At 46.3% G+C, this 24,702-nt stretch carries 26 protein-coding genes; 8 read left to right on the top strand and 18 right to left on the bottom strand.

The features are described 5' to 3' along the window. Positions 1-60: 60 nt before the first annotated feature. The gene (bglA, locus tag KNO86_RS01995; RefSeq protein WP_214692360.1) at positions 61-1,497 is read right to left on the bottom strand and encodes a 6-phospho-beta-glucosidase BglA; all 1,437 of its coding nucleotides are present in this window, start codon (positions 1,495-1,497) and stop codon (positions 61-63) included. 136 nt (positions 1,498-1,633) lie between these two features. On the opposite strand from bglA, the gene KNO86_RS01990 reads away from it, so the two are divergent. Beyond that, complete coding sequence (locus tag KNO86_RS01990; RefSeq protein WP_214692358.1) at positions 1,634-2,344, top strand: GntR family transcriptional regulator; 711 nt, start codon at positions 1,634-1,636, stop codon at positions 2,342-2,344. Positions 2,345-2,378: 34 nt separating this feature from the next. Here KNO86_RS01990 and KNO86_RS01985 read toward each other — a convergent pair whose 3' ends face one another. The 9 genes from KNO86_RS01985 to KNO86_RS01945 all read right to left on the bottom strand — a co-directional run bounded on the left by KNO86_RS01985 (position 2,379) and on the right by KNO86_RS01945 (position 9,722). Next, complete coding sequence (locus tag KNO86_RS01985; RefSeq protein WP_214692356.1) at positions 2,379-2,930, bottom strand: suppressor of fused domain protein; 552 nt, start codon at positions 2,928-2,930, stop codon at positions 2,379-2,381. Positions 2,931-3,035: 105 nt separating this feature from the next. Further along, positions 3,036-3,749, bottom strand: a complete 714-nt coding sequence (locus tag KNO86_RS01980; protein ID WP_214692354.1) for a hypothetical protein — start codon at positions 3,747-3,749, stop codon at positions 3,036-3,038. Then, entirely contained in the window at positions 3,746-4,468 is a 723-nt protein-coding gene (locus KNO86_RS01975) for a hypothetical protein (RefSeq protein ID WP_214692352.1), read from the bottom strand. The genes KNO86_RS01980 and KNO86_RS01975 overlap by 4 nt, the downstream gene beginning before the upstream one ends. A gap of 15 nt (positions 4,469-4,483) precedes the next feature. Beyond that, entirely contained in the window at positions 4,484-5,545 is a 1,062-nt protein-coding gene (locus KNO86_RS01970; protein ID WP_214692350.1) for a DUF58 domain-containing protein, read from the bottom strand. Positions 5,546-5,547: 2 nt separating this feature from the next. Next, complete coding sequence (locus tag KNO86_RS01965) at positions 5,548-6,471, bottom strand: AAA family ATPase (protein WP_214692348.1); 924 nt, start codon at positions 6,469-6,471, stop codon at positions 5,548-5,550. Continuing rightward, positions 6,468-7,241, bottom strand: a complete 774-nt coding sequence (locus KNO86_RS01960; RefSeq protein ID WP_214692346.1) for a hypothetical protein — start codon at positions 7,239-7,241, stop codon at positions 6,468-6,470. The genes KNO86_RS01965 and KNO86_RS01960 overlap by 4 nt, the downstream gene beginning before the upstream one ends. Before the next feature lie 208 nt (positions 7,242-7,449). Then, positions 7,450-7,833 carry a DUF3916 domain-containing protein gene (locus KNO86_RS01955; protein WP_214692345.1) on the bottom strand — a complete coding sequence of 128 codons (384 nt, stop codon included), beginning with the start codon at positions 7,831-7,833 and terminating at the stop codon, positions 7,450-7,452. A gap of 53 nt (positions 7,834-7,886) precedes the next feature. Continuing rightward, positions 7,887-8,354: a DinB family protein gene (locus KNO86_RS01950; protein WP_214692343.1), complete on the bottom strand. Its 468-nt coding sequence runs from the start codon at positions 8,352-8,354 to the stop codon at positions 7,887-7,889. A 105-nt stretch (positions 8,355-8,459) separates the two neighbouring features. Beyond that, a complete protein-coding gene (locus tag KNO86_RS01945; RefSeq protein WP_214692341.1) occupies positions 8,460-9,722 on the bottom strand; it encodes an NCS2 family permease in 1,263 nt (420 codons plus the stop codon). A gap of 282 nt (positions 9,723-10,004) precedes the next feature. On the opposite strand from KNO86_RS01945, the gene KNO86_RS14735 reads away from it, so the two are divergent. Next, the gene (locus tag KNO86_RS14735) at positions 10,005-10,127 is read left to right on the top strand and encodes a hypothetical protein (RefSeq protein WP_255349577.1); all 123 of its coding nucleotides are present in this window, start codon (positions 10,005-10,007) and stop codon (positions 10,125-10,127) included. Between the two features lie 212 nt (positions 10,128-10,339). On the opposite strand, the gene KNO86_RS01940 is transcribed toward KNO86_RS14735, so the two are convergent. The 4 genes from KNO86_RS01940 to KNO86_RS01925 form a co-directional block, all read right to left on the bottom strand. Beyond that, on the bottom strand, positions 10,340-11,839 hold the full coding sequence (locus KNO86_RS01940; RefSeq protein ID WP_214692340.1) for a PH domain-containing protein: 1,500 nt from the start codon (positions 11,837-11,839) through the stop codon (positions 10,340-10,342). Then, entirely contained in the window at positions 11,836-12,363 is a 528-nt protein-coding gene (locus KNO86_RS01935) for a PH domain-containing protein (RefSeq protein WP_214692337.1), read from the bottom strand. Before KNO86_RS01935 ends, KNO86_RS01940 begins: the two co-directional genes overlap by 4 nt. A gap of 65 nt (positions 12,364-12,428) precedes the next feature. Beyond that, the gene (locus KNO86_RS01930; protein ID WP_214692335.1) at positions 12,429-13,100 is read right to left on the bottom strand and encodes a WGR domain-containing protein; all 672 of its coding nucleotides are present in this window, start codon (positions 13,098-13,100) and stop codon (positions 12,429-12,431) included. 68 nt (positions 13,101-13,168) lie between these two features. Continuing rightward, positions 13,169-14,260 (bottom strand): FUSC family protein, encoded by a 1,092-nt coding sequence (locus tag KNO86_RS01925; RefSeq protein ID WP_214692333.1) that lies wholly within the window; start codon positions 14,258-14,260, stop codon positions 13,169-13,171. 175 nt (positions 14,261-14,435) lie between these two features. On the opposite strand from KNO86_RS01925, the gene KNO86_RS01920 reads away from it, so the two are divergent. Then, the gene (locus KNO86_RS01920) at positions 14,436-15,056 is read left to right on the top strand and encodes an NAD(P)-dependent oxidoreductase (RefSeq protein WP_214692331.1); all 621 of its coding nucleotides are present in this window, start codon (positions 14,436-14,438) and stop codon (positions 15,054-15,056) included. Positions 15,057-15,073: 17 nt separating this feature from the next. Next, complete coding sequence (locus KNO86_RS01915; RefSeq protein WP_214692329.1) at positions 15,074-18,460, top strand: dynamin family protein; 3,387 nt, start codon at positions 15,074-15,076, stop codon at positions 18,458-18,460. 145 nt (positions 18,461-18,605) lie between these two features. Here the strand turns inward: KNO86_RS01915 and KNO86_RS01910 are convergent, their stop codons facing one another. Continuing rightward, the gene (locus tag KNO86_RS01910; RefSeq protein WP_214692327.1) at positions 18,606-19,586 is read right to left on the bottom strand and encodes a Gfo/Idh/MocA family protein; all 981 of its coding nucleotides are present in this window, start codon (positions 19,584-19,586) and stop codon (positions 18,606-18,608) included. A 172-nt stretch (positions 19,587-19,758) separates the two neighbouring features. Between KNO86_RS01910 and KNO86_RS01905 the strand changes: the two genes are divergently transcribed. Then, entirely contained in the window at positions 19,759-20,478 is a 720-nt protein-coding gene (locus KNO86_RS01905; protein WP_214692325.1) for a DUF5694 domain-containing protein, read from the top strand. 121 nt (positions 20,479-20,599) lie between these two features. On the opposite strand, the gene KNO86_RS01900 is transcribed toward KNO86_RS01905, so the two are convergent. From KNO86_RS01900 to KNO86_RS01890, 3 genes are all read right to left on the bottom strand, one after another. Next, the gene (locus KNO86_RS01900) at positions 20,600-21,259 is read right to left on the bottom strand and encodes a hypothetical protein (RefSeq protein WP_214692323.1); all 660 of its coding nucleotides are present in this window, start codon (positions 21,257-21,259) and stop codon (positions 20,600-20,602) included. A 6-nt stretch (positions 21,260-21,265) separates the two neighbouring features. Further along, positions 21,266-21,949: a hypothetical protein gene (locus tag KNO86_RS01895; RefSeq protein ID WP_214692321.1), complete on the bottom strand. Its 684-nt coding sequence runs from the start codon at positions 21,947-21,949 to the stop codon at positions 21,266-21,268. 101 nt (positions 21,950-22,050) lie between these two features. Then, the gene (locus KNO86_RS01890; RefSeq protein WP_214692319.1) at positions 22,051-22,419 is read right to left on the bottom strand and encodes a PH domain-containing protein; all 369 of its coding nucleotides are present in this window, start codon (positions 22,417-22,419) and stop codon (positions 22,051-22,053) included. Between the two features lie 119 nt (positions 22,420-22,538). Here KNO86_RS01890 and KNO86_RS01885 point away from each other — a divergent pair, with 119 nt between their 5' ends. The 3 genes from KNO86_RS01885 to KNO86_RS01875 all read left to right on the top strand — a co-directional run bounded on the left by KNO86_RS01885 (position 22,539) and on the right by KNO86_RS01875 (position 24,649). Beyond that, the gene (locus KNO86_RS01885) at positions 22,539-23,744 is read left to right on the top strand and encodes a cation:proton antiporter (RefSeq protein WP_214692312.1); all 1,206 of its coding nucleotides are present in this window, start codon (positions 22,539-22,541) and stop codon (positions 23,742-23,744) included. 99 nt (positions 23,745-23,843) lie between these two features. Beyond that, positions 23,844-24,140: a hypothetical protein gene (locus tag KNO86_RS01880; protein ID WP_214692304.1), complete on the top strand. Its 297-nt coding sequence runs from the start codon at positions 23,844-23,846 to the stop codon at positions 24,138-24,140. A 29-nt stretch (positions 24,141-24,169) separates the two neighbouring features. Further along, positions 24,170-24,649, top strand: coding sequence for a helix-turn-helix transcriptional regulator (locus KNO86_RS01875; RefSeq protein WP_214692302.1), 480 nt, complete (start codon positions 24,170-24,172; stop codon positions 24,647-24,649). Positions 24,650-24,702: the final 53 nt, after the last annotated feature.

Genomic DNA, 24,702 nt, shown 5'->3' with positions numbered 1-24,702 from the left:
TATAGCGAAAAAGAGCAAAGACCTGCATACATTTCACAGTTCTTTGCCCCCCTGTTTCACTTACAGTTCTTCCCCATTCGTCGCGATGACCCGTTTATACCAGTCGAACGAGTCTTTCTTCATCCGCTCCATCGACCCATTCCCTTCATTGTCACGGTCGACGTAAATCATCCCGTACCGTTTCTTCATCTCTCCCGTCGTGAACGAGACGATATCGATGATGCCCCAAGGCGTATAGCCGATCAAGTCGACTCCGTCATAGAGGACGGCGTGCTTCAATTGTTCGATATGTGCCTTCAAATAATCGATTCGGGCCGCGTCATGAATCTTCCCGTCGACAATCTCATCGACGGCACCGAATCCGTTTTCCACGATGAAGAGCGGAATCTGATAGCGGTCATACAGACGATTGAGCACATAACGGAGACCGACCGGATCGATGGCCCAGCCCCAGTCACTCGACTGGATGTACGGGTTCTCAACGCCGTTCGGCAGACCACCGTTCACGATATCCCCACGATTGTCCGCGACGACATCACTCTTCACGGTTGTCGACATATAGTAGCTGAAACCGAGATAATCGACCTTTCCGTTCTGTAAAATCTCTTCGTCCCCTTCAAGGATTGGGATGTTGTACCCTTCGCGCTCGAACTCGTTCAACGCGTAACTTGGATAAAACCCACGTACTTGCACGTCCGGGAAGAAATAACGTTGACGCATCATCTCTTCGGCCAACATGACGTCGTCCGGGTTCGATGAATACGGATAGATCGGAACGTGAGAGACCATAGCCCCAATCTCAAAATCTGGATTGATTTCTTTCCCTTTGGCGACGGCGAGGGCACTCGCAATCAGTTCATGGTGTCCCGTCTGATACATGATTTCACGCGCGTTCTCCCCTTCTTCTAGAAGGACACCTGAATTCGTCCATAAGAAGAGTGGGTTGTTGACGTCCATCTTGTTGTTGATTTCGTTGAACGTCATCCAATACTTGACCTTGTCTTTGTAGCGGTTGAAGCAGACCTCTGCAAAACGGACGAAATGCTCGACGACTTCACGATTTCGGAAGCCACCATATTCCCGGGCAAGATGGAGCGGCATCTCGAAATGCGAGAGCGTGATGATCGGTTCAATGTCATGTTTGAGTAACTCATCGAACAAATCATCATAAAATTGAAGACCCGCCTCGTTCGGTTCTGCATCATCACCATTTGGGAAGATGCGACTCCATCCAATCGAGGTACGCAAGCATTTCAATCCCATTTCGGCAAAAAGCGCTACGTCTTCTTTATAACGATGATAGAAATCAATTGCCTCATGGTTTGGGTAGAATTCGTTCGGCTCAACCTTGTCCGTGATCCGACGCGCGACACCGTGTGCGCCTGCTGTCAAGACGTCGACGACGCTCGGTCCTTTTCCGTCAGCGTCCCAACCACCCTCGAATTGATGGGCGGCGAGTGCGCCTCCCCATAGAAAATCTTTCGGTAACGTCTTCATCCTCTATTCCTCCTTCTGATGAATCATACACGTCAAGTATAATTGTACCGGTACAATTTAACAAGGTTGATACAATGAAACAATCTTGTTTTTTCATGATATAATACAAGAAGTGACGAAAAAGTGAGGAATGACCATGTTAAAATACCAACAAATCGCGAATGAAATAGATCAATACATTCATGAACAGAATTTAAAACAAGGTGATAAGCTACCTGTCCTTGAGCAGATGATGAGTCAATATGCCGTGAGTAAGAGTACGATCACGAAAGCGTTGGAACTGCTCGAACGAAAAGGCATCATCTTTCAACTCCGTGGTAGCGGCATTTTCGTCAGACGCCATAATCGTCCCGGTTATATGAGTCTCTTTTCCACCCAAGGATTCAAGAGTAACCTTGGAGATCGAATCTTGACCTCTGATGTACTCGATGTGTCTGTTATGAAACCAGATGCGTTGGTGGCCGAAAATCTCGGGATTGACGTAACAGACGATGTGTATCGTGTCGAACGGGTAAGATATGTGGACGGGGAAGTACTTTGTCATGAAGAATCGTATTATGTAAAAGCCATCGTTCCTTACTTGAATCGAGAGATTGTGGCCGACTCCATTTTCGATTACGTCCAAAGTGCGCTCGGTGTCACAATTGGTTTTTCTGACATGTATCTACAGGTCGGTCGATTGACGGATGTGGAAGCAGGCCACCTCGGATTGCAAGAGAATGACCCGACACTTCGCATCGAAACGATCTTTCATTTGACGAACGGGAAGCCATTCGACTACTCACGCATCACGTATCATTACGAGCACTCACAGTTCGTCGTCCAAGCGAACGGCCCCTATATGTAAAGAATCCCCTCATGCGCGCATGAGGGGATGTTCGTTAGACAAGTTCTTTTCGGTTCAAGTCGAATAACTCGCGATCAGTCTCATATAGGAGTTCGTCAAACCGTTCGGTTCCGTGTTCTTCGATGAACAGCTCTTCTGAAGGGTAAATCGGTACAAACCAGACGACTAGGACGCTCTGCTCCTCGTTCTCATATGTGATGAACGACTCATCTGAATAAAAAGGAGCGGTCACATAGACCGAAGAAAATGAATATTGTTCAAGCACTTCCTCTGGCAGTTCGTAGAGTTCGCCCAACTCGAACGCCTGGTGCGTTCCTAGCGCATAATCGGTCAGCTGCCACATCAATTCAACAAACTCCTCTTTGGCATGCTGTTGATTGAATCGGAACAGCAACTCCTGGTGAGCGGTTGAACCATTTTCGAATTGAAGTGCATGCCAATGCAGTCCTAATGTCGAAATACTCGTGATTTTAGAGGACTCTTCTTCAAGTTCGATGATTTGGACATCATCTTCTAGCAAGTAAGGGATATCAAACCCGCTGATGAACGTGCCACAATGTTTTTCTAGATGTTCTAAATAGCTCATGTTCCATCCCTGCTTTCTCATAACTGGCGTACTTTTTGCTTCGGGTTTTGAGTTTGATGGACTCAATCGATTGACGCAAACTCACTTCTTCTTTAGTTGGGTCATTCAAAACACTTTGATGTCTCCATTCACGTGATCCAAGAAATAATACGTGTCATGGGCATCGTGGGCGAAAACGAAGTTTCCCAAGATGTTTGGATGAAATTCACCAGTGAACCATTCGATTGTCTGATTGTTTGTCGGAAAGAAAAGGGACTGCCACACATTTTTCGCTTTCGGAATTTGAAGCTTGGGCAACAGTTCGTTTTCAATCAATGCCTTCCAATCTGCATCATGCAACATGAAACGATATACGTTTTCACGAGGACCGAACGTTCCATCTAAACAAAATGATACCTCGATTGGAAACGCACCTGTCGTCACATATTCAAAAAATACCTCGAAATTGGCTATTCCCTTTGTTCCGACACGACTCACTTGCTTTCCTTGAAGCGTCAAACCGTCCTCATAATAACTCAGAATCCAATCTGTCTCTCCTTGTAGGACGATGATTTCATTCGAAGAGAGTGTCAATTCCGATTCTAATGACTCACGATTCTTGATGGTTTTGGTCGTCACATGCTCTTCTTGACGTTCAAAAGAGAAGCGATGTTTTCTCGTACCCTTCGCAGTTCGTTTACGTACAAGGCGCAATGGAAAGTCCTCATCTTTCAGATGTCGAAAAATCAATCGGTTTGCTTCTCCTTCTCTCAGTGCATGACTCGGAATGATCACCATTTCTAGTAGTTCATGTTGATTGTATAAGTCTTTTGACATCATGCTGTTTTTCGTCTTTTAAGGAACCAATATCCGAATGGCAAGATCGCTAACACCGCAAAACCAATCAATCGGTTGGTATTCGATGTTGGATTATTTGATTTTGCTTCATCCGAATAGTCCCCCGCTCCATCCATCATCCCTTCTTCGACATTCCCTTCAATACTTTCATGCGCTTCGATCAATAAGGCTTGGAAGTCCTTTGTGGAAATTGCATCCCCACTGATTATCTGTTTTGAGTAGGATGTCAATGCCACCAACATGTCCCCATCATAATCAAACCATGCCGACCTTTCTGTGTATTTCACGAGATGTCCTTGTACGTCCATCAACGCTTTCGGAGTTTCTTTGTCTGAACCGAATGTTGAAAACGCATATGTACCCGCTGATTGTTCATACGTTCCGATCACGTTGACCGGTTCATCATCTTGAAAAACGGTCGCCACAAATTCTTTTGTTGGGACGAACGTACATGTTTCCCCCGTTTTGTAGCAAGAGGATGACGGGATATACGTCTCCAACAACGGACCGAACGTGATGTTCTCACTGTCCGTCATATGATAATTAGTCGGATCATCCTCCTGAATATGATCCATCACAATGTCATAGAAATATGCATCTGCAAAATGTTCCGGCGAAGATTCAGTCATCTCGGCTGATACGGTCGTCGTGCTTGCAAGCAGTCCGACACAACCTATGAGTAAGCTCGTCATTCGTTGCATGTGTTTCTCCTTTCATCACCCTGAAGATTTCAGCAGCATCGCATGACTGATGTGAATCAATTCGGCGTGCGGCTGTTTGTGACGACTGACATATGAAGTGAAACGTGATGACGCAACAAATGCGTTCGATTCATGAATCATCGCCAGTCGGACGAGAATGAGCCGTAATTGTTTTCTTCCTTCTCCCAGTGTAACACGGTCGACTTGATTGTTTTTGTCGAGTCGGTTGATTAACAGCTCCACTTTACAGTCTTCTTTGATCAAGTAAGAAACCAAATAGGCCGTCTGTTGAATCAAGTCTTCATATTGCGCATGTAGCCCGTTCCCGAGCGGACCGCTCAAATCAAGGGAAATCGTGAACGTGTCGAGATTTTGTCGTTCGAACACTTTTGCCTGTACATGACCGACCTTTGAAGTGGCGACCCAGTCAATCTGTTTAGCCGGTTCCTTCTCATATCGTTTTGCACTTTGAATCATCAACGGATCGTTCAACGGGGAGTGCTTGACGATACGGTCACCCATCCGAATCATGCGAGATTCGGTGATTGGTGACTTCGTGATGGTAGGTAACACAATCCATGAGGGTATATCCATCTCCTCATCCGTGAAAAAAAGAGTACCTAAATAAAACGGTAACGTGACACGCATCACACACGTATGAATCGAAGCAGGTCCACGCTTCACAGCCGAGACGCTCACAAGATGTATGTCCTTTTCGATCCTTGTGTCGTATGCCTGTGACCCGTCCTCGAATACCATCCGTTCATTACCCTCTAGTCGAATCAATAGCGGAACACCAAGGGCAATGATTCGCTCATACCCATCGATACGGACGATACATGATGTCTCATCATCGATGAACAAGAGATCTTCTTTCTGCCGGATGGAAAATGAGACTTCGTTTGAAAGTGTTCGAATGATTCGTTTCCGGATGAACATGACGATTAATAATGCTCCGCATACATAAGCGATGGGCCATACATAAGGCATCCACATGGTGAGGAGACCGAGACTGACATAAGCCGGCCAAAGTTGGTCCTGAAGGATGGATGGTGTACTGATTTCGACCTGTCGCATCGTTACACCTTTTCGACTGGGACAGTTACGGACTCGAGTACGTCCGCTAGCACTTGTCGCTTCGTCGATTTGATGTCCCCTTCAAGGGTGAGGGTCAATCGATGCGAGAGAACGTGTGGTGCAACGGCTTGAACATCTTCGGGCGTGACGAATTGACGGTCGTTCAAGTACGCATAAGCTTGTGAGGCTTTGACGAGCGCTAGCGTCGCCCGTGGACTCGCCCCGACTTCGACTAACGGATGTTGCCTCGTTTCTTGAATCAGTGCGAGCAAATAAGTGACGACATCTTCATGAATCCGCACGCTCTCGACATTTTCTTGTGCTTCTAAGAAAGCGGCATTCGTCATCAAGGCGTGTACCACATGTCTCGTCTTTGAAATCGTCTGCAGAATCAAGTTCCGCTCTTCATCTGCCCCTGGATATCCGACTTGAAGGGACATGAGGAAGCGGTCGAGTTGGGCGTCTGGTAGGGCGAACGTTCCCGCCGACTCGATCGGGTTTTGCGTCGCGATGACGAAAAACGGTCTCGGTAGTTGATAGGTGACGCCACCGATGGAAACTTGGCGTTCTTCCATGGCTTCAAGCAAGGCGGATTGCGTTCGGGGAACAGCGCGGTTCACTTCATCGATGAGTAAGATATTTGTGAAGATGGGACCGGTACGGTTCTCGAACGTTTGGGTCTGCATATTAAAGAAGTCTGAACCGATGATGTCGGATGGCAGCAGGTCGGCTGTGAACTGGATTCGAGCGAAGTCTGCCTCAAAACTTTTGGCGATGCTTTTCGCAAGTAACGTCTTCCCCGTCCCAGGCACATCCTCTAGCAAAATATGTCCGTTCGCCAATAGGGCTGTGCAACATAATTTTGTGATTTCTGGTTTACCAAGGTAAATGCGGTCTAATTGGTCCAATACGTGTCGGATGGTCATGAGTTCGACTCCTTTTGTGTGCGTAGTAGGTATTCATCAAGTTGCTGGGTGAACGCTCGCTCACGCTGTGGTGAGATGTCCCCTTCGTCATAGCGCGTCTCTAAATAGGTGAGTAGGGATGCATCGAGCTCGATTCGTTTCGCCCAGGTCGACAACGTCTCATACGGACGGCGACGTTTATGTGGAGGTAACGCTGCCTCGAATTGAATCAACTGTTGTCGAATAGCCGAGGCTGGTAATGGATGAAGCGTTCGGTTTATCTGCTCCGATAAGTTGTCAGAGATCACTAGCGAGTGATCCTCGATTTCTAACTCTTCCTCCTCGATTTGTTTCTTCGATGGGCGTCGTCTTTTCCAAAGCCACCACCCGAGCAAGATGATTAGTGCGGTAATAATGTATGGGAGGTAGGAGACGTTGTTCGACTCTTCTGATGAGGGGTTTCCGTAAGAAGGTGACTCGTCATTAACCTTCTCTCTTGGAGTTCCACCTTTGTCTTTTGAAATTTCACCTTTAGATCCCATATCGATTCCTCTTACATTGTCGTCAATAGGTGCATTACTCATACACCATCGTTCTACATCAACGACTTCAATCATTCCAAATAGCTTTCGTTTGTCCCTACAGTCCAGTACCCAACTCGTAATCTCGCTTCCTGAGATATCTAATGATTGGTAGTAACGGTATCCAAGTTGACCGGAATAGGAGATGAGCGCGACCAGTAACAAGGAGAAAAGAATTCCTGACACAAAGATCATTTTGGCTTGTTTCATCGGTGTTTCCGCTTATGTATATTCGGTTTGATCGTTTTCATCTGATGTGACGGCTCCCTTCATAGATTCAATCCTTTATTTGGAAATTGGATTATATGGATTATACCATGCACCTTAACGGAATATTCAGTTATTTTTAGACAAAAGAAAAAGCCGTTCATTGAACGAGCTCCCACTATTCTCTATCTTCATCCTCTTCGTCGAACACCTATTCTTCAAATCCATACACGCGAATATCCTGGTCGCTACGAATGTCCCATTGGTTGATAAACGTTTTTACATGTGGGATTGGGCTCCATTTTTGATGGGATGAATCACGCCGCATGAACGTTTGTAGCACCTCTTCATCTTGAAACACGAGAAGCTCAGAGTTCCACAATGTAGGGAGGTCCAGTAACACGACAACTCGCATTCGCTCATCCACACGCCGCTTTGCTAGTCGTTTCGCTTCATAGAGCAGAATATGGATGATTGCCTGTTTGATTTGGGCATTATGTTGAATAGCCAATAAAAAGGTTTGTCCGACCGGAATCTTGGTATTCCAATAACCATTATGAAACTCAGTTGGAAAATCGCAATGATTTTCTTGCATATTACGCTGAAAACGACTTAACTTTCGTTTCAGACCACGCACTTTCCGATGTCTCAATTCAGGATCGACTCGACTTGCTTCATATGCTGTCGGTCATGCTCGATGAATTCTCTGACAATCACATATAGTGAATATGGGACACCTTGATGAGGATCATGTGAGACGCCATTCGCTGTCGTTTCATAAGTCAGTGCTTCTTCACTTAAGGAGTCGAGCATAGTGATGAGTGCTCGTCGACTTTGTAGTGATTCCTTCAACACGACGTCACCCGATAACTTCTCCGCCCTTTTCGTCGCTCGCGCGTTGAACGAGTCAAAGTCAGGAAAGATCATCCCTTCCCCGTTCTTCACCGATGGGATGATGACATTCAACAGATGATTGTCCCAATGGGCGATATGTAAGACGATTTGCTTTATGGACCACTTCTCCGAGTCGATCTGTTTGTTCCACTCAGATTCACTCAGCTTTTCTAACGAATCGAGCCATTCTGTGTACGATGCGAATTCTTGAATGACTTGCATCCAATCCCCTCCCCGTTCCATTCAAATTACTGCGATTATAGCACGAACGAGTCTTTTCAAATCAAAAAACGGCATCGTTCGAGATGAACGATGCCGTGCGTGTCTCTATAACCAGACTGGTAATGAGAAGAAAACTAAGAACAATACGGTCAAGACACCGACGACCGGACTGAGTGACCGGTAGCCCTTTTTGAACAAGACAATCATCGTGTACGCGATGAACCCGAGTCCGATCCCATCGACGATGGAATACGTGAACGGGATCATGATGATGACGAGAATCGCCGGGAAGGCATGTTCCCAGTTATCGAGCGGCAAATGCTTCACGTTTTGGAACATCATCATGCCGATGATAATCAACACCGGTGCGATTGCCGTCACAGGGATGATTGCAAAGAGCGGTAGCAATAAGAGCGATACCACGTACAATCCAGATGTGACGAATGAAGCAATCCCACCTCGTGCCCCGACCGATATGCCGGCAGCCACTTCGACCGTCGAGACGGTCGGGCTTGACCCGAACATGGCCCCGGCCATCGTCGACAGACCTTGTGCAACGAGACCTTTCGGCGCATCCTTTTCTTTGTCGATTGCACGTGTCTGATTCTGGATCAAGCTGATATTTTCAATCAACAAGACGAGCGTCAGTACACCTACCGCGACTAAGAAGAGCGGAGACGCAGATTCCGCGAACGAGATGTTCCCAAACACCGTGCCGAATGACTCGAAGAATGGTGACAATGCGAAGCTTCCCGTCCACTCTAGTGTCCCCATCAAGGCGCTGAGACCGACACCGAAACCGATCGTCCATAGGAAGCTACTCGGCCCCATCTTCAAGAACAACAAGATGGCGACGAAGAGTGATAAAAAGGCCACCTGGACGTTACGCTCTCCGAGGTCACCGATGTGGAGCAATGCCCCGCCCCCACCTGAGACAATTCCAGCCGCCTCAAGACCGATCAAAATGAGGAAGAGGCCGAGACCGACCGTCAATCCGTCATGAATGATTGGTGGAAAGGCATTCGCCAATTTCCTCGCCACTTTGGTGACCGTCAATAGTACGACGAGTACACCTGAGACGAACGAGACGGCGAGCGCGCTTTGCCAGCTCAATCCCATCTGTAAGACGAGCGTGTACGTGAAAAGCGCGTTAATCCCCATTCCCGGTAACAAGAGTAGCGGAAGATTGAAGAACCCCGCAATCAACGTCCCGATGATGCTTGTCAAAATCGCTCCGACGAGCGCCCCCTCGAACGGGAGTCCGGCTTGTGTCAAGATTGCCGCATGCACGGCCGGGATGTATGCTGTCGCCAGAAAGTTCAGCACGCCCCCGTATGTTTCTGTTTTCCATTCTGTTTGTTTTGCCATAGGAATCAATCCTTTATTGGCACCCTCACCCACCCGTGTATACACACGAGATTGATTATATCCTGTCAGACATCTAACAAGCAAGAGCGATTCGACTCAATTCCTTCTTTGGACCCATATATGAGACCGATTCCATCAAAAGATTCATTTTATAAAACAAGAACGTTTGTTCTTATTTTTAACGCCATTTTACGAACGAATCTGTTATAATGAAGGGGCAGGTTAACGCAGCAATAGTGGGGTCAGCCGCCAAGTCCACAATGGAGGAAGGCGGTGGTGCGGATGGAACAACTTTGGACCTGGGTTGGAGATTATGTCATGATCCCAATCCTCGCTCCGATCATCGTTCACTTGGTGATTCACCGAACATCCGATCGTGCAACGTCTGAACGCACAAAAAAATGACCCCCTCGGCGCAATGAGATGGGTCACTTTCTGATTCACTAACCATTGTGGCGGCTGGGGCCACTCTTAAAGTGGGAGCCTGTAAGCCAGAGGTCGGTGTGTCCAGCACCGGTCTCTTTCTACTTGCATCATACCATACTTTATCCGCGTTTTCAGTAAGAGAAACATCATTTGATACGAAAATCACAAATAATTCAAACGCTCAGGAAACTTTATCCTGAGCGTTTTTCATTCATTTCGTTATAACGAGAGAACCAGACGAGCATCGCGTCCGCTTCTTCTTTTGGAATGTCGTCAATTGTCTCAACGGATAGGAGTCCTCCTCGAGTCGAGAACTGTACCGTACAAAGTCCGAATCGACGTTGCAAGAGCGATTGTTTCACTTGAATCTGCTCGATCCGTGGTTTGTCCGTCAAGAACGATCGGACGTTGAACGCTCCCGTCCGCAATTGAATGAATTGATCAGTACGGACATATTTTGTCGTGACGTAACTGAGCACACGTCCTCCGATGATAATGGCCCATAAAAGAAGGAGCCACCATGCATAATCTCGGAAGAAATAGAGCACGAGTCCTGATAAGATGAAGCCGAACCAGCTGATTCGCAGGAATTTGATTCCTAACGCCTTTTTCGGAAGTCGATGTAATTCATCCGACCATGTGAAGTGCGTGAAGTGCTCACGGAGTACTCGCATCGCACGGTCACGTCGAACGAACGGAAGAATCGTTGACGATTCGTCCTTTAATTCATCCATCGTCCCTGCTGCGACAAGTTCGACTCCAACGATATGGAACCAGCGACGGATGAACGTCTCTTTGATTCGAATCGCTTGAATCTTCTCATACGGGATCTCTTTCGCACTCCGGTTCAATAATCCTTTTTCGACGCGAATGCGCTCCCCTCTTCGTTCGAGTCGGAAGTTCCCATATTTCAAGAAGTTGATGACCATGCCGATCACGACCGACAGCATCAGCACCCCGATGACGAGAAGACCGATGACGATGATGGACGCATGGACCACATAATCTTCGACCTGGTTGAACGCCCCATCCAAATTGATGAAGTCATCAATCGAAGAGATGATCGTTGAAGCGACCGGGAAGATGGCGAAGACAGAGAGCGACGTGATGGAGGCCAACACGATTTCGCGCGTGGACAAGGCATATAACAGACGGCTAGGTAACGGCTCTACCTGTTCTGTTGTCGCATCTGTCATTTCTGGATTGTCTTCGGTTTGTGCATTCTGTTTCCGATGCCGGACTTGCTCGAGAATCTCTTCCAGTCGTTTCGCTTCAGTCGGAAAGACACCAGCCAGTTTGAATGATGCATCGTCACTGTTGGCATTCGTATCGAACGTCAATTCGACGACACCAAGCAATCGATAGAGGAATGGACTGTTCGAATGAACGCTTTGAATTTTATAGAGTGGAAGCGATTTTTCTTTTTTCAACCAGTTCCCTTCGATCACATAGACAGTCTTTTCATCCAGTGCATATCGGAAGTTTAACCACCCAAAGAACTTCTGGACAATGTCGAGTAATAGGAAGAGTAGGATGCCGACTCGGATGATGATGCCGAAAGTCGATTCCCAGTCGTTGTTAAGCACAAAGAGTAGGACGATTGGAATGGCGAACGACTTGATGACTTCGAGAATACGCAGCACCAAAACGCGACTCGGGAGTCGATGCCATGTTAACGCGGTCTCGGTCATACGACATCCTCCTCTTCAATACGTGCATAGATGGCAATCTGCTCACGGAGTGTTTTCGCGAATGATTCTTCGATCGCATAGACTTCGTGTGAACCGGCCGCTGTTCCGATCGTGATGGTCTGTAACCCGTATTTACGTAGAAGCGGTCCTTGTTCCGCATGAACATATTGGACCTTCGTCATCGGGATGAGTACGTCATGTGTCGTGATGATTCCATGATGAATCCGGATCTCAAGCGGCTGGACATCATACGTGAATCGTTCCTGTTTCCACTTTTGGAACCAGATGAGATCAATCAAGCTATAGACGACATCGATGACAAGTAGCACGATAAAGCCAATCTGTAGCCAAGTCGGCCAGTCGAACCAGTATGATGCGACAACGAGAGCTCCAGTGATGAGGAGACCGATGAGATAAAAAATCGCGCTCGATAATCGAAAGACCGCCCGTGCCTCAATCGGAAGCGTTCCGCTGATTCGTTGTGGTGTGACACCTTCTTCTGGTGTCGGTGTTGTTTCTGACATGGTGAATCCCCCTATCGTTCATATGTATCTGTCTCTATTGTATACGTGTTTCTTCTCGAAAAGTTTCAGGATTCGGTCGGGAATGTACTCAAGCGTGCATATAACTTATCAAACATAGACTGATCCTCTATTTCGAAAGCTTGTTTTAATCGATGGATGGCCGCTAATCCTGTTATTTTCAAATTACCTGTCAGCTTTCCAGTCATCTTTATGGAAGCAAACGCACCTGCGATGATGACTTGATCACATGTATAGGCATATTCATACGTTGACCAATCTTCTGGACCGGAAACATCTCGATCAATCCAACTTTCAATTAAGGCGTAAGCGTATGAAAGATAACAAAGGACTCTATCCTTTCGGAGCACTTCTTCGTACATAACCAATGCATCGGCGCCAGCATCATTCCCGAACGGAGCATATTCTTCCGTACAATCCACAAAGAATTCATCGTTGAAACATTCCTGATACTTCGGATGAGAGGTCAGAAAACTCGGTCCAACTTCCGGGTCATCCACATACATATGGTTGTCCCAATCAAAAGGGCATTCAACATATCCTTTTCTCAACTTTTGACGAATAAGTTTTTCTGCTTCTTTCATACATTCCGAATCGGATTCAAAAGATTTTACTTGTACCTTTCCGATTGTCCCGATTTTTCCGTAGTTTACAGCAAATTCATCACCTATAACGATGATGTTCCAATACTTTGTGATGTGTTGAAAAGACTTCTTCATACTCAATGCCCTCTCTTCTATAACAAGATTAACTCTCTTAAAAAACGAGCCGAATGTCGGCCCGTTTCTCAGTCTTCAAAAAACCATTTCTTACGTGGTTCCACTTTTAAGTTATCTCCATGCTTCTTCATTTCCGTCACAAGGTAGCGTTCGAGTTCATTCATTGCCTTGACCCAGTCGGTCATCGTCGCTACGAGCGGCACGACAATGAGGATGAGTTCTTCCTCTTCTTCTCGCATCCTCTCAATCATTAACTTCGCAAAGTCAAAGTTTTCATGAATGAGATCCTCATCCCGGTCGATGAGGTGCTCGTTCTCAAGCTCATAAGCTGAGAACAGACGCTCATGTCGACGCAATAAATGCCGAATGTGGCGATACAACTCATCGCTCAATTGTGGAGGAAGTTGTTCAATCGTATGGAAATCATGATCGAGTTTCTCGATGACATGGAGCGCGGCTCGGTTCGTCTCAATCATCTTGGACTTCAGGACGGCACGACGGAAGATCGGAGTCTTCTTCTCGAGCCAACGATTCGCTTTGATTTCTTCTTCAAAATAGGCATATGTTTGTTTTGAATCACTATGCAACTTCTTCGTCTCAGGCAAGGATTCAAAGGATGAACGACCGCCTTCCGTTTCCGCAAACAATCGTGCGATCCGGACGACCATTTGAAATACCTCAGTCACCTGCTCTTCCAGTTTCCGTTCATATCGAGGTGGGAACAAAAGTGCGTTTACGATTAATGCAACAGTAATCCCCATCATGATGAGTAAGTAACGTTCACCCGCAAACACCCAAACCGGCATGTCCGACTGACTTGCCCCTTCCATGATGAGAATCGTCGTCAAGATGACGGTCCGTGTCGTCGATTCTAAATTTAAAAACAAAAGGATGGAGATGGCGATGATGATGACGAATCCGATAGCGATTGGTGTCGGATTCGGAGTGAGCAACAGAGATCCGACGGAGAGCAGTGCCCCAATCAAGTTCCCTTTCATCTCTTCGATTAAGCGAAGTCCGGTCTGATAAACAGACGGGAGAAGCGCGAGTGACGCAGCGAGTGCCGGGACGACGATCTGTTGGAACTGAAACGCCTCGGCAATCAGTAAAACGATTGCGACCGATAGTCCGGTCTTAATAGTTCGAGCCCCAAATTTCATGTGATGGTGCCTTCCTCTCTTACGCTTGTCATATGTATTTTTTGCCTTCTTCCTCAATTCTAAAACGTACCACATTCTTTTCAAGCAGAATCGAACCATTTCAGGCAGTTTTGTGAACGCTTCCGTGTTATGATGGCGTTGGATATTTCTTTCATATTGATGGGGAGGGGTTTACTTGTCAACAATTGCTTTATTCGGCGGAAGTGGCCGTACAGGGGAACGGATACTTGAGCGTTTATTAAATCAAGGACATAACGTCAAACTCTTAACGAGACATTCGTTGGATTCAAAGGAAGGTGTCAACGAAATCATCGGAGACGCGACGGACAGAGAAGCAGTCCTAGAAACGGTACAATCTGCAGACATCGTCATCTCGGCGTTAGGGACGGACAAACAAAACGTATTGTCTACATTCACACCACTCGTGATTGACGTGATGAAACAATTTGATGTAACACGCATCATCACTGTCGGGACCGCCGGCATCTTACAGGCGCATGACAGCGACAACTATCGCTTTGAAACGAAAGAATCGAAGCGTTCGATGACAACCGCAGCAGAGGATCATGCACGGGCTTATGAATTATTACGAGACTCCGGATTGGCGTTCACAGTCATCTGTCCGACTCAACTGATCAATGAGCCATCGAGCGGAGACATCATCGTCTCAAAAGAAGTGTTAGGCACGAAACAATCAGGTCCAATCTCGAGAGACGATGTCGCCGAGTTGGTGCTGGATTGTTTAACGAATGATGAATATGTCGGACATCGTGTCGGCATCACGACGGAATCATAAATTAGGGGATGGGAAACATGCACGAACAACGAGAACAATTGGCACGGCTTGCTTTAACCTTTCAACAAGAGGAGATGACGGACGCAGCACGACTCGCCCGCACCGCCCTACAAAAAGTAACGAATGAAGAAGTTTGGATTGCCGTCTGTGGTCACTTCTCAGCCGGGAAGTCGACATTGCTCAACGACTGGCTAGAAGATGGGTTCCTTCCAACAAGTCCGATTCCGACAAGTGCCAATATCGTCACGTTACGTGGTGGAGAATCAGCGGCAGCCGTCGCAATCAATGATACGGATTGGATTTCATTAGACGCTTCTTCCCTATCAAACATCAGTGACTATTGCAAAGTCGAGGAAATCAAGGAAGTCGAGTATACGATCGATCGGTTCCCATTTGATGAACATGTCGTGTTGATGGATACACCTGGGATTGATTCAACGGATGAACGACATCGCCAAGCGACGGAACGATCGCTCTTCTTGGCCGATCATTTGTTTTTCATGATGGACTACAACCATGTCCAATCGGAACAAAACATCGGACTGATGAAACAATTTAGCCGGGAAGGACGTCCCTACTCCATCATCATTAACCAAATCGACAAGCATGATGAGGATGAGCTTTCCTTTGTGGACTTCAAGGCGTCATTGACGAAAGCATTCCGTCATCATGACATCGTTCCAAATGACACGTTCTACATCTCACTTCGTGATTTAAAGCATCCACATAACGAAGTCGAGCGCTTGCGGTCGTATGTGCGACAAGTCATCACGGAATCGAGACAGCAGCAAGTCGAGCATGCGGATGCATTGATCAATACGTTGGTCCAACGCAACGAAACTTCGATTCAATCGACGTTGGATCAATTACCGACCTATGAGAAGAGTCCGAAGGAAATGCAATCTCGCCTGCACCGCCTTGAGAAGAAACGGGCATGGTGGACATCGTTCCGTCGTGAATTCTTCAAACACCAAGCGCCAATCGTCGAGAGCGCACCCATCATGACCTATGAATTCCGTGAATTGCTTCGTTCCTATCTCGAAAGTTGTGCCCCTTCATTCAAGGTCGGTCTTTTGTTCTCGAAAGAGAAAACAAAACAAGAACGTGCTCGTCGTGAAGACGTGGCCGTCAAAGAGTTCAACCGTTTGATTGATATGAATTTACGTCCGCACCTCGTGAAATATGCAGAAGACATCATTCGGGATTTGAAACTTCCAGAGACTCTCCTGCCGAAAGGTGATGTCCTACCGATTGCTCCGAGCTCACTCATCACTGAACAAGTAAAATCCGGTGCATCACTCAGTGGTGACACGGTGTTACAGTTTAGTCGTGACATCGAGACGGCCCTTGCGTCATGGGTGACGAAAGTTTCAGAACCGTGGGTCCATTCGACGGATACGTATATGAAAGCGGAAGTCGACATGCGCTTGGAACAATTTTCGACTGAAGAAGACGAGTTGTATGAAGCGCTCGATAATGAAGCATTACGCTTACGCCTATTGAACCGTCTAGATGCTATCGGTCAATATGAAGCGTTGCAACTTGATTCAGGTCAGTTAGATCAGTTGGCCGTTCGAAACTATGTCGATGCAACGTATCTCCCGGAAAAACAGTCGAATGTTGTTGAATCAGAGGTTGCATCGACGTCGATTTTGGAAGATGATCATGATTTATTTGATTTTAATTTTTCTTATGAAAATGCGGTATGTGAAATATTAGAGAGTCATCCTTTATTCCGCTCTCGTGTGACGACTCTTCGTAAAAAAATCGAGCGTGCGAAGCATGAACAATATACGTTTGCCATCTTTGGTGCGTTTTCAGCCGGAAAATCTTCGACCCTCAATGCCCTTCTCGGGGAGACGGTGTTACCGACCTCACCGAACCCGCTCACGGCGTCAATCACGAAGATTGTTCCGCCGAACGGCCGGACGAATCGTACAGCGACAATCACCTTCAAGTCACGAGATGAACTTGAGGATGAGTTACAAGGTTATGGGACTTCCCTCGCCTCACTCGATGTCGACCACCCGTTCGTCAATGCTGTTAAATCAGCACCGCTCGATTATCTCGGGCAAATGGAGACCGTCGACTATGACACGTTCTGCGCGTTCGTCGCACAAGAAGAGAAAAGCTGTATCGTGAAAGAGATTGAACTGTACCTCGACTCACCGTGGGCGCGACGCGGCATCGTCTTCGTCGACACACCAGGTGCCGATTCGCAGTTCAACCGACATAGCGAGGTGCAATTCGGTTACATGCGTGACGCAGATGCTGTCTTGTTCGTCACGTATTATAATCATGCGTTCACAGAAGCAGACCGAGAGCTCGTCATCCAGCTCGGTCGTGTTCAAGGGACCGGAGACCATGAGATGTTCTTCCTCGTGAACGCCTCCGATCTTGCGACAGATGACGAAGAACGGGATGCGGTCACAAGCTATGTTTCGCAACAGTTGACCGCGCTCGGTGTCCGACGACCGACCGTTCTCCCCATCTCAAGCCGAAACGCCATGCAAGGGCATGACGCGGGATTCGACCGATTCGTCTCGACGCTTGAACGCTATGTCGACAAAGACCTTCGTCTCGCGAACGCGATGCGTATACAGGAAGAGACGACAGCATTGCTCGCCGCCTTCGATCGCGTCTTACACGAAGCAGAAGAAGATGAGTCGGCAAAAGAACAACGTCGCCAACAATTGATTGCTTTACTCGAGAACCCGCCGGCACTCGATGTATCAGCACTCATCGACCTGTTTGATCGGGAAGCGAAAGAACTACTCGCCCACCTCGAGACGCGATCACTCCTCCGCCTCTCGGACTTCGTCAAAGAGACCTTCCACCCGGTCGAGGTCGACGGGTCGAGGAAGAGCCTAGAGCGTGCACTCGGACGTACACTCGATAAATACGCCTATGACATCCAACAAGAGCTCCAAGTGTTCCAGTATCGGTTGGAGCGATATGTTAAACGCGAATTCGTAGCCTTGGTCGAACGGTTGACCGAACGTCAAGCGTCTATCCTACCGACGCTTGAATTCGACCGTGAACTCGACGTGGCATGGCTACGAGAGGCTGTCGAACCGATTCATCTCGAAACACCACCTTATCAGTCAGTGTTGAAGCGCTATAAGAACGCGGGTCAATTTTTCGAAGGGGATGGTCGGACACAACTGAAGGATGAATTGACGGCACTCCTCCGTGGCATGATTCGCACTCGTCTCGAGAGCATTCATAAGAAACAGGTCGAGCGGGCAAACGAGGAGATCAGGAATTCTGAAATCGAGATTGAACGAGAGTGGTCGACTCAAGTGAAAGAACTCGCCGCTGCAGAGCTCAGTATGTTGACGGATAGCCATTCCTTTGATGAGATGCGTGAACGACTCGAATCGCTCAGAAAGGAAACCGTATGAACACATTACTGCTCATCGGACTCATCCCTGCCGTCGTCATGACGATTGTCTTGGGACTGTTTCTGAGATATCTCTATTTGAACAAAGAATAATGAAAACGGTCCTTGATGCGCACATGACATCGAGGACCGTTTTATTTGTGTACTTAATTGTCTGCTGGATAAATCACACCAACTTGTTTTCGCACCGATGTCATCACATCAGCTAGACGAATCATATCAGTTCCTAAATGCGCATCCGTCTCTGAATTCCTAGCTTCGATTGCTCGCACAAATGCTTCAATCTCATATGACATCGGAGCGTTTTGCGTTTCTGATAAGATTTCTGAAGTGCCATCCCGTAACTCTAGACGGACTTCATCGCACGTCGCGATATTATCGATGACGATACGCCCTTTTTCACCGATGATCTCAGAAGGCGTCGATGTCGCATGAATCTTTGAGTGCATGATAACTACGTCAAGGTCGGCATAAGAGAGAAGGACCGTACCACTCCCGTCCACTCCAGATTCTAACGTAACGCCGCTCGCCTGGATCTCATTCGGCTGACCAAACAGTTTCAAAGCAGGTCCGAGGAGATAGACACCGAGGTCCATCAACGAGCCGTTCGAAAAATCAGGATTGAACGTGTTGGGGTTCTCCCCTTTTTTGTACAGGTCGTACCGTGAAGAATACTGCGATTTATTGAAGACGGCTCGGCGAACCGGAGCGATTTGTTCCATCGCTTGTTGAACCCGTTCAAAGTTCGGCATGAACAGATTACGTAATGCCTCAAGTAAGACGACGTGGTTCTCCTTCGCGACTTCAATCATACGAGTGACTTCCTGGACGTTCGAGGCGAGCGGTTTTTCACACAGGACGTGTTTACCATGCTGCATGAACAAGATGCTCTGTTCGGCGTGAAGTGAGTTCGGGCTAGCAATATAGATGGCATCGATGACATCACTCTGAGCCATCTCTTCTAGTGACGTGAACGTATGTACAATGGAGTGATTTTCTGCGTATTCTTTAACACGTGATTCCGTGCGCGAGTAAAGTGCCGTCACTTCTACGTCATCCAACTGATTGATTGTTTCGATAAACCAGTCTGTGATGAAGTTTGTACCAATGATGCCGAAACGAATCATGTGAATTCCTCATTTCTATGTAGATTTTTAACAAGTTTATTAACTAGGATGAACTCGAAGGTCCATGAGAAATATTGACTTGGTTCTTTTAAAATCAAGTAACAAAATATGAAACCTAGAAGAAGTATAAGCGTAGTTAACACTATACATCAAATTGATTAGGAGAATTGCTATGAATAAAACAGATATATTGCTCGTTGGCACAACACATCTAAACATGCCAAACAATGGTGATTTTTTTATGCCGGAAATGCCAGATGTTTTAAGCGAAAAACGTCAGTTAGAAATTAAACAATTTGTGAATCAATTAGCAAAATTTGAGCCTACTAAAGTATGTGTAGAAATGAATACTTCAAAGAAAGAATACGTAAATGAGCATTTTCAACGTATCATTCAACAGCCGGAATTAGCAACCGCTAACGAACGCGAACAAATTGCATTCCGACTTGCACAACAATCTCATCTAGATTTCGTATATCCAATCGATTGGAATGAGGATGAGGGATTCAGTTTAGAAACCATTATTCAAGATGAGAAGCGAGAAATGGAGGAAATATTATCATCCCAACAAGATGTCATGAATCATATCGAAAAAATATTTAAGAGTCGTACGATTTCTGACTATTATAAAGAAATCAATCACCCTACAATTACATTATCTATGCATCGCGCCTATTTAGAGATTGCATCTCTTGAAGTGTCTGGTACTAGGTGGGTATCACACTACTGGTATTTTCGTAACTTAATGATTTTTAAAGAATTGATGTCACTAAGGGAATCAAATGATCGCATCTTTGTACTTTATGGTTTAGGACATATCCATCTGTTAAAGCAATTCTTGAGTGAGAGCGGATTGTTTTCTGTCCATGAGTTAAATACATATTTAATATGATTTCGGTATGTGAAATAATATAAATAACATTTTCGACCTTTAATTTTGTGACTAAATCCACTGACTCTCAATACGATAAAGAATTCAATTGATTGCCCATTTAATCTACTTAATATCTTCGTTAACTTTCGACTAGTTCGGCACGCTTTCTATCCTCGAATGGCCAGCGATACACCTGCTCGTCTTTCATAACATAGGCAACACCGTCTTCAATCATCAATGACGAACAGTCAAGGAGATGACGGGGCATCGGATATGAGTCAATCCGTCCGTTCATATGGACATGGACGAGACGAGCATCGATTGAAGAGATGACCCACACCCCCTTCTCAGACGCGTACATCACGTCACAATCATGAAGAACTGGGGCTTTCCTCACTTCTTGATTATAGCGAAAACGTACGCTTCCCTCCTTTGAGAAACAGACGAGTGCCTCGGTCGAGATCCCCTCTCCAAAGATGCCCTCGTCCCCATATCCGATCCAAATTCCAGTATCGTTCATTACAACTGTTGCAATCGCGTTTCCTGCATGAAAGGAATGATTGATCTGTCCATGCGTATCCAGCACCCACGCATTGGTCGGTTCTCCTTCTAACGTAAACGCCCAAATGAAGAAGTGATTCTCGTCGATGATTCGAATACCCGAGACATATTCATGCCGTTTAAGGTCTATGACCAGCTCATCCCAATTAATGTAGAATCGATGATTGGACTTTACCAAACGAGCGGAACCCATTGACTTCTGCATATCGAAATCAACCACCTCTATTTCATCGTTCATACACAATCACCCCTTATCCTCTTCCAATCGCATGAACTGTAACGCTTCTCGAAATTGTCTTGATTCTTCATCAGTCACTCCTTCATCCATATATCTCGATTTCCAATAAGGAGAGAGGTCCACCTCTTCAACACCGATCCGTTTGAACCAGTCTAAAACAGTTTCATTTGATTGATGCTTTAATGAAACCGGTAAATCCAAGTTGAACTGGATGAGCGCATTCCGAATCTCGCTATCGGTCCATTGAATCTCTTTGGATTCTACAAACTCTTTTGCTTTAGTCTTTCTCCCTCTTCGGTTTACGGCGTCACTCGAGAAATCAATGGTCGAGACGACACGCTTTCTTCTTCGCATCGTGATGATCAGTAGAATCATTAAAACAATCAAACCTCCAATAAGGAACCATAACCAGTATGAACTCCCTGACTCCGTCACCGTCCCACCTGATCCGAACGTGTAATCTAGAAAGTCGATATTCAAGAACTGTAATTCATCGTCCTCTCTCATCTCGCGTGACTTCCCTTCATAAAAACCGCTGCTCTCACCATCCTCTCCAGAAAAAAGAAGCACAATCCCTCCCTCCGTAGGGTCGTGAAACCATTCCCAAAACAGACGAGCCAGATGGATCAATCCAGTCACCAACATCAAACCGCCGAGCATGATCATCAATAATCGGGTTGTAAACCGCATCGTAACCTCCGTCACACATTATGTCCTATTTTATCATGCAAGATTATGGATTGTCAGAAAAATCCAAATAAAAGGACCGAAAGATTTTTCGGTCCACTGTTTTACAAAATTGCTTCTGCGAGCAGACGGTCAAACTTACGCACATCCACTTTTTTATTCAGATTGATTTTGATTGTACCGGCGCGCGTGAACAGTTGGACTTCTGAGTTCAAGTCGAACATGCGTCCCGCGTTCTCCGTCGAATACATATTGATCGAGTCGTACGGAAGTGAGTAGACTTCAATCTTCTTCCCCGTGAGCCCTTGCGCGTCACGGACAATCAGGCGTTTGTTCGTGAATACGGCGACGTCACGTACCGTCTTGTAGGCAGCGACGGCCCGCTCCCCATCGATGAATGTCTCGGTGATATCACTCGGCACCTCACACTCTGAATAAAACGTCCACGACAAATCGCCAATCGGGTTTCCCATATCGATTCCTCCCTATATGAAATGAATGTACTATCCCCTATATTCCACATTTCTCGTTTGATTAGACCTTGAATGGGAAGATAGTGTATAGCATGTTGAATGTAGAGGAGGACGTCGTTATGATTGCGCAACAGGTGATCACATTACTACTCATTGGCTATTTCATTTATTTGATTGATTCCAAACGCAATTACTTCCCTGTTCCGGTCATCTTGGTCTTGATCGGGATTGGTCTCTCGTATATCGCCTTTTTTGATTCGGTGTTCATCTCAAAAGATATGATTTTCGAGGTGTTCCTGCCTGCACTTCTCTTTACATCTGCCTATCAGTTCAAATACAAAGATTTGAAGGACAATATCGGGATCATCACGATATTGAGTACGGTGGGCCTTGTCTTGACCGCCATTTTGATGGGATATGGCACGTTTTGGATCAGTGAGTTCTTCACCCCGCTCACGTTGACCGCTTCCTTCCTATTAGCGTCAATCTTGATTCCGACCGATCCCGTTTCCGTGACAGCCATCTTAAATCGGAGTAAAGGTGAGAAACGGATTGCGGACGTCGTCGAAGGCGAATCGATGGTGAACGATGGAACGAGTGTGGTCATCTTCACAATCTTTCTCAGTATGTTCGCGACGGGAGAACGATTCTCCACGCTCAGTTTTTTGACCGATTTTTTGATTGTGTCTGCTGGAGGAATCGGCATTGGATTCATTTCTGGATTGTTACTTAAGAAATTGATGATTGTTAGTTATAAGAAGCACGAGCTCGTCATGCTGACGATTGTGACTGCATATGGTTCCTTCTACCTCGCCGATGCGCTAGAAGTGTCTGGTGTACTCGCAACGGTGACAGCGGGTATGATGTTGTCTCACGAACTCGGAACTAAAGAGGATTACGAATCGGTCCAGCGTCACTTGGATGGTTTCTGGGACATCGTCATACCGATGTTGCTCGCTCTCTTGTTCTTATTGATTGGAATCGAAGCGACCAGCTATTTGTCTGTGTCACTCTGGACGTTCGCTGTTCTTTTATTCCTGCTTTCAATCGTGACCCGGTTCATTATCGTCGGCGGCCTCGTCTATTCGGTCCCCGTCTGGCGTAAGGAATTTAAAGACGATTTAACGGCGACTTCCTTACTCACGTGGTCTGGAATCAAAGGAACGATGTCGATTGCCCTCGTCCTCTGGCTAGAAGCGGAGAATATCGACGGGTCGAGCGAAATGATCTCCCTCGCGTTCGCAGTCATTTTACTCTCCCTGATCTTACAAAGCATCGGTGTTTACCCACTGACGACATACTTAACGAATAAACATGACAAATGACGGAACCCTTCCTTAGAGAAGGGTTTTTTAGATTCTTAAATTGACATTGTCTACTTTTAGTGTAAAATTACACTTGTAATATATTAGGAGGTGATTGTGTTGGAAAACACTTCAACGCCATCCGCTGCCATTTCTACTGGAGTGGTGACGGTTGTACTTGCACTTGTTGCATCGTATCTTACTCCATCGTTTTTGAAGGTCGGCATCATCTGGGATATCGTCGCATTCTTAGTCATCGGCATCGCGACTTTCAGTTTTACATACCATTTTTATCAATCGAAACGGATCACATATTGGCAATACATTTCCTGCTATATCGTCGTCTGCCTGCTCTTATTCACCGTGTTTCTCGGCATCTCATGGATCCTGATCTTCATTAGCTCGGCGTCACTTTGAGTTGTACGAATAGAAAGGAAAAAAACCATATGCAAAAATCTGAATTTATTGGACAAGTCTCTCGAAAAATGAAATTGATTCGTATTGAATCCCAGCATTCACAGGATGAGATGGCGAATTTACTTGGCATATCCAAAAAAACACTCATTCAAATCGAGAAGGAGCGAAATGAGGCGAGTTGGTCGACCGTAGTGACGCTATGCGCCTTGTTCAATGAGAGTGAGATCCTCATCCATTTAATCGGTGACGACCCGGTCGAGTTCGTCAAACTGATTGCGACCGAGAACACTTATGAACCGAAAGAAAAAACACTCGGCGGTCGCGTCTTTTGGCATGCGATCGAGTCAGGTTCCCACTTCATTCTTCAGCAAAATATCATCAGCGGACATTATCGTATCATCGACCTCGATCATGTGAGGTGGTACAGTACGTTTGATGCGGAAGATGCCGAACAGGTAAGATCGAAATTGGAACATCAGCGTGAGGTTTCAGATGACACGAAAGCATAAAGATTTGGTGATGGCTTTCAGTCTAATCGTCATAACAATCGTCTACTTTTGGC

The organism is Exiguobacterium sp. s160 (assembly GCF_018617575.1).
Lineage (GTDB): Bacteria > Bacillota > Bacilli > Exiguobacteriales > Exiguobacteriaceae > Exiguobacterium > Exiguobacterium aestuarii_A.
This window is presented reverse-complemented; position numbering and strand designations above follow the sequence as displayed.

Bases quoted from the DNA above. Each gene is read 5' to 3' on its own strand.
- bglA (WP_214692360.1), bottom strand. From the start codon at position 1,497: ATGAAGACGTTACCGAAAGATTTTCTATGGGGAGGCGCACTCGCCGCC.
- KNO86_RS01990 (WP_214692358.1), top strand. From the start codon at position 1,634: ATGTTAAAATACCAACAAATCGCGAATGAAATAGATCAATACATTCAT.
- KNO86_RS01985 (WP_214692356.1), bottom strand. From the start codon at position 2,930: ATGAGCTATTTAGAACATCTAGAAAAACATTGTGGCACGTTCATCAGC.
- KNO86_RS01980 (WP_214692354.1), bottom strand. From the start codon at position 3,749: ATGATGTCAAAAGACTTATACAATCAACATGAACTACTAGAAATGGTG.
- KNO86_RS01975 (WP_214692352.1), bottom strand. From the start codon at position 4,468: ATGCAACGAATGACGAGCTTACTCATAGGTTGTGTCGGACTGCTTGCA.
- KNO86_RS01970 (WP_214692350.1), bottom strand. From the start codon at position 5,545: ATGCGACAGGTCGAAATCAGTACACCATCCATCCTTCAGGACCAACTT.
- KNO86_RS01965 (WP_214692348.1), bottom strand. From the start codon at position 6,471: ATGACCATCCGACACGTATTGGACCAATTAGACCGCATTTACCTTGGT.
- KNO86_RS01960 (WP_214692346.1), bottom strand. From the start codon at position 7,241: ATGAAACAAGCCAAAATGATCTTTGTGTCAGGAATTCTTTTCTCCTTG.
- KNO86_RS01955 (WP_214692345.1), bottom strand. From the start codon at position 7,833: ATGCAAGAAAATCATTGCGATTTTCCAACTGAGTTTCATAATGGTTAT.
- KNO86_RS01950 (WP_214692343.1), bottom strand. From the start codon at position 8,354: ATGCAAGTCATTCAAGAATTCGCATCGTACACAGAATGGCTCGATTCG.
- KNO86_RS01945 (WP_214692341.1), bottom strand. From the start codon at position 9,722: ATGGCAAAACAAACAGAATGGAAAACAGAAACATACGGGGGCGTGCTG.
- KNO86_RS14735 (WP_255349577.1), top strand. From the start codon at position 10,005: ATGGAACAACTTTGGACCTGGGTTGGAGATTATGTCATGATCCCAATC.
- KNO86_RS01940 (WP_214692340.1), bottom strand. From the start codon at position 11,839: ATGACCGAGACCGCGTTAACATGGCATCGACTCCCGAGTCGCGTTTTG.
- KNO86_RS01935 (WP_214692337.1), bottom strand. From the start codon at position 12,363: ATGTCAGAAACAACACCGACACCAGAAGAAGGTGTCACACCACAACGA.
- KNO86_RS01930 (WP_214692335.1), bottom strand. From the start codon at position 13,100: ATGAAGAAGTCTTTTCAACACATCACAAAGTATTGGAACATCATCGTT.
- KNO86_RS01925 (WP_214692333.1), bottom strand. From the start codon at position 14,260: ATGAAATTTGGGGCTCGAACTATTAAGACCGGACTATCGGTCGCAATC.
- KNO86_RS01915 (WP_214692329.1), top strand. From the start codon at position 15,074: ATGCACGAACAACGAGAACAATTGGCACGGCTTGCTTTAACCTTTCAA.
- KNO86_RS01910 (WP_214692327.1), bottom strand. From the start codon at position 19,586: ATGATTCGTTTCGGCATCATTGGTACAAACTTCATCACAGACTGGTTT.
- KNO86_RS01905 (WP_214692325.1), top strand. From the start codon at position 19,759: ATGAATAAAACAGATATATTGCTCGTTGGCACAACACATCTAAACATG.
- KNO86_RS01900 (WP_214692323.1), bottom strand. From the start codon at position 21,259: ATGAACGATGAAATAGAGGTGGTTGATTTCGATATGCAGAAGTCAATG.
- KNO86_RS01895 (WP_214692321.1), bottom strand. From the start codon at position 21,949: ATGCGGTTTACAACCCGATTATTGATGATCATGCTCGGCGGTTTGATG.
- KNO86_RS01890 (WP_214692319.1), bottom strand. From the start codon at position 22,419: ATGGGAAACCCGATTGGCGATTTGTCGTGGACGTTTTATTCAGAGTGT.
- KNO86_RS01885 (WP_214692312.1), top strand. From the start codon at position 22,539: ATGATTGCGCAACAGGTGATCACATTACTACTCATTGGCTATTTCATT.
- KNO86_RS01875 (WP_214692302.1), top strand. From the start codon at position 24,170: ATGCAAAAATCTGAATTTATTGGACAAGTCTCTCGAAAAATGAAATTG.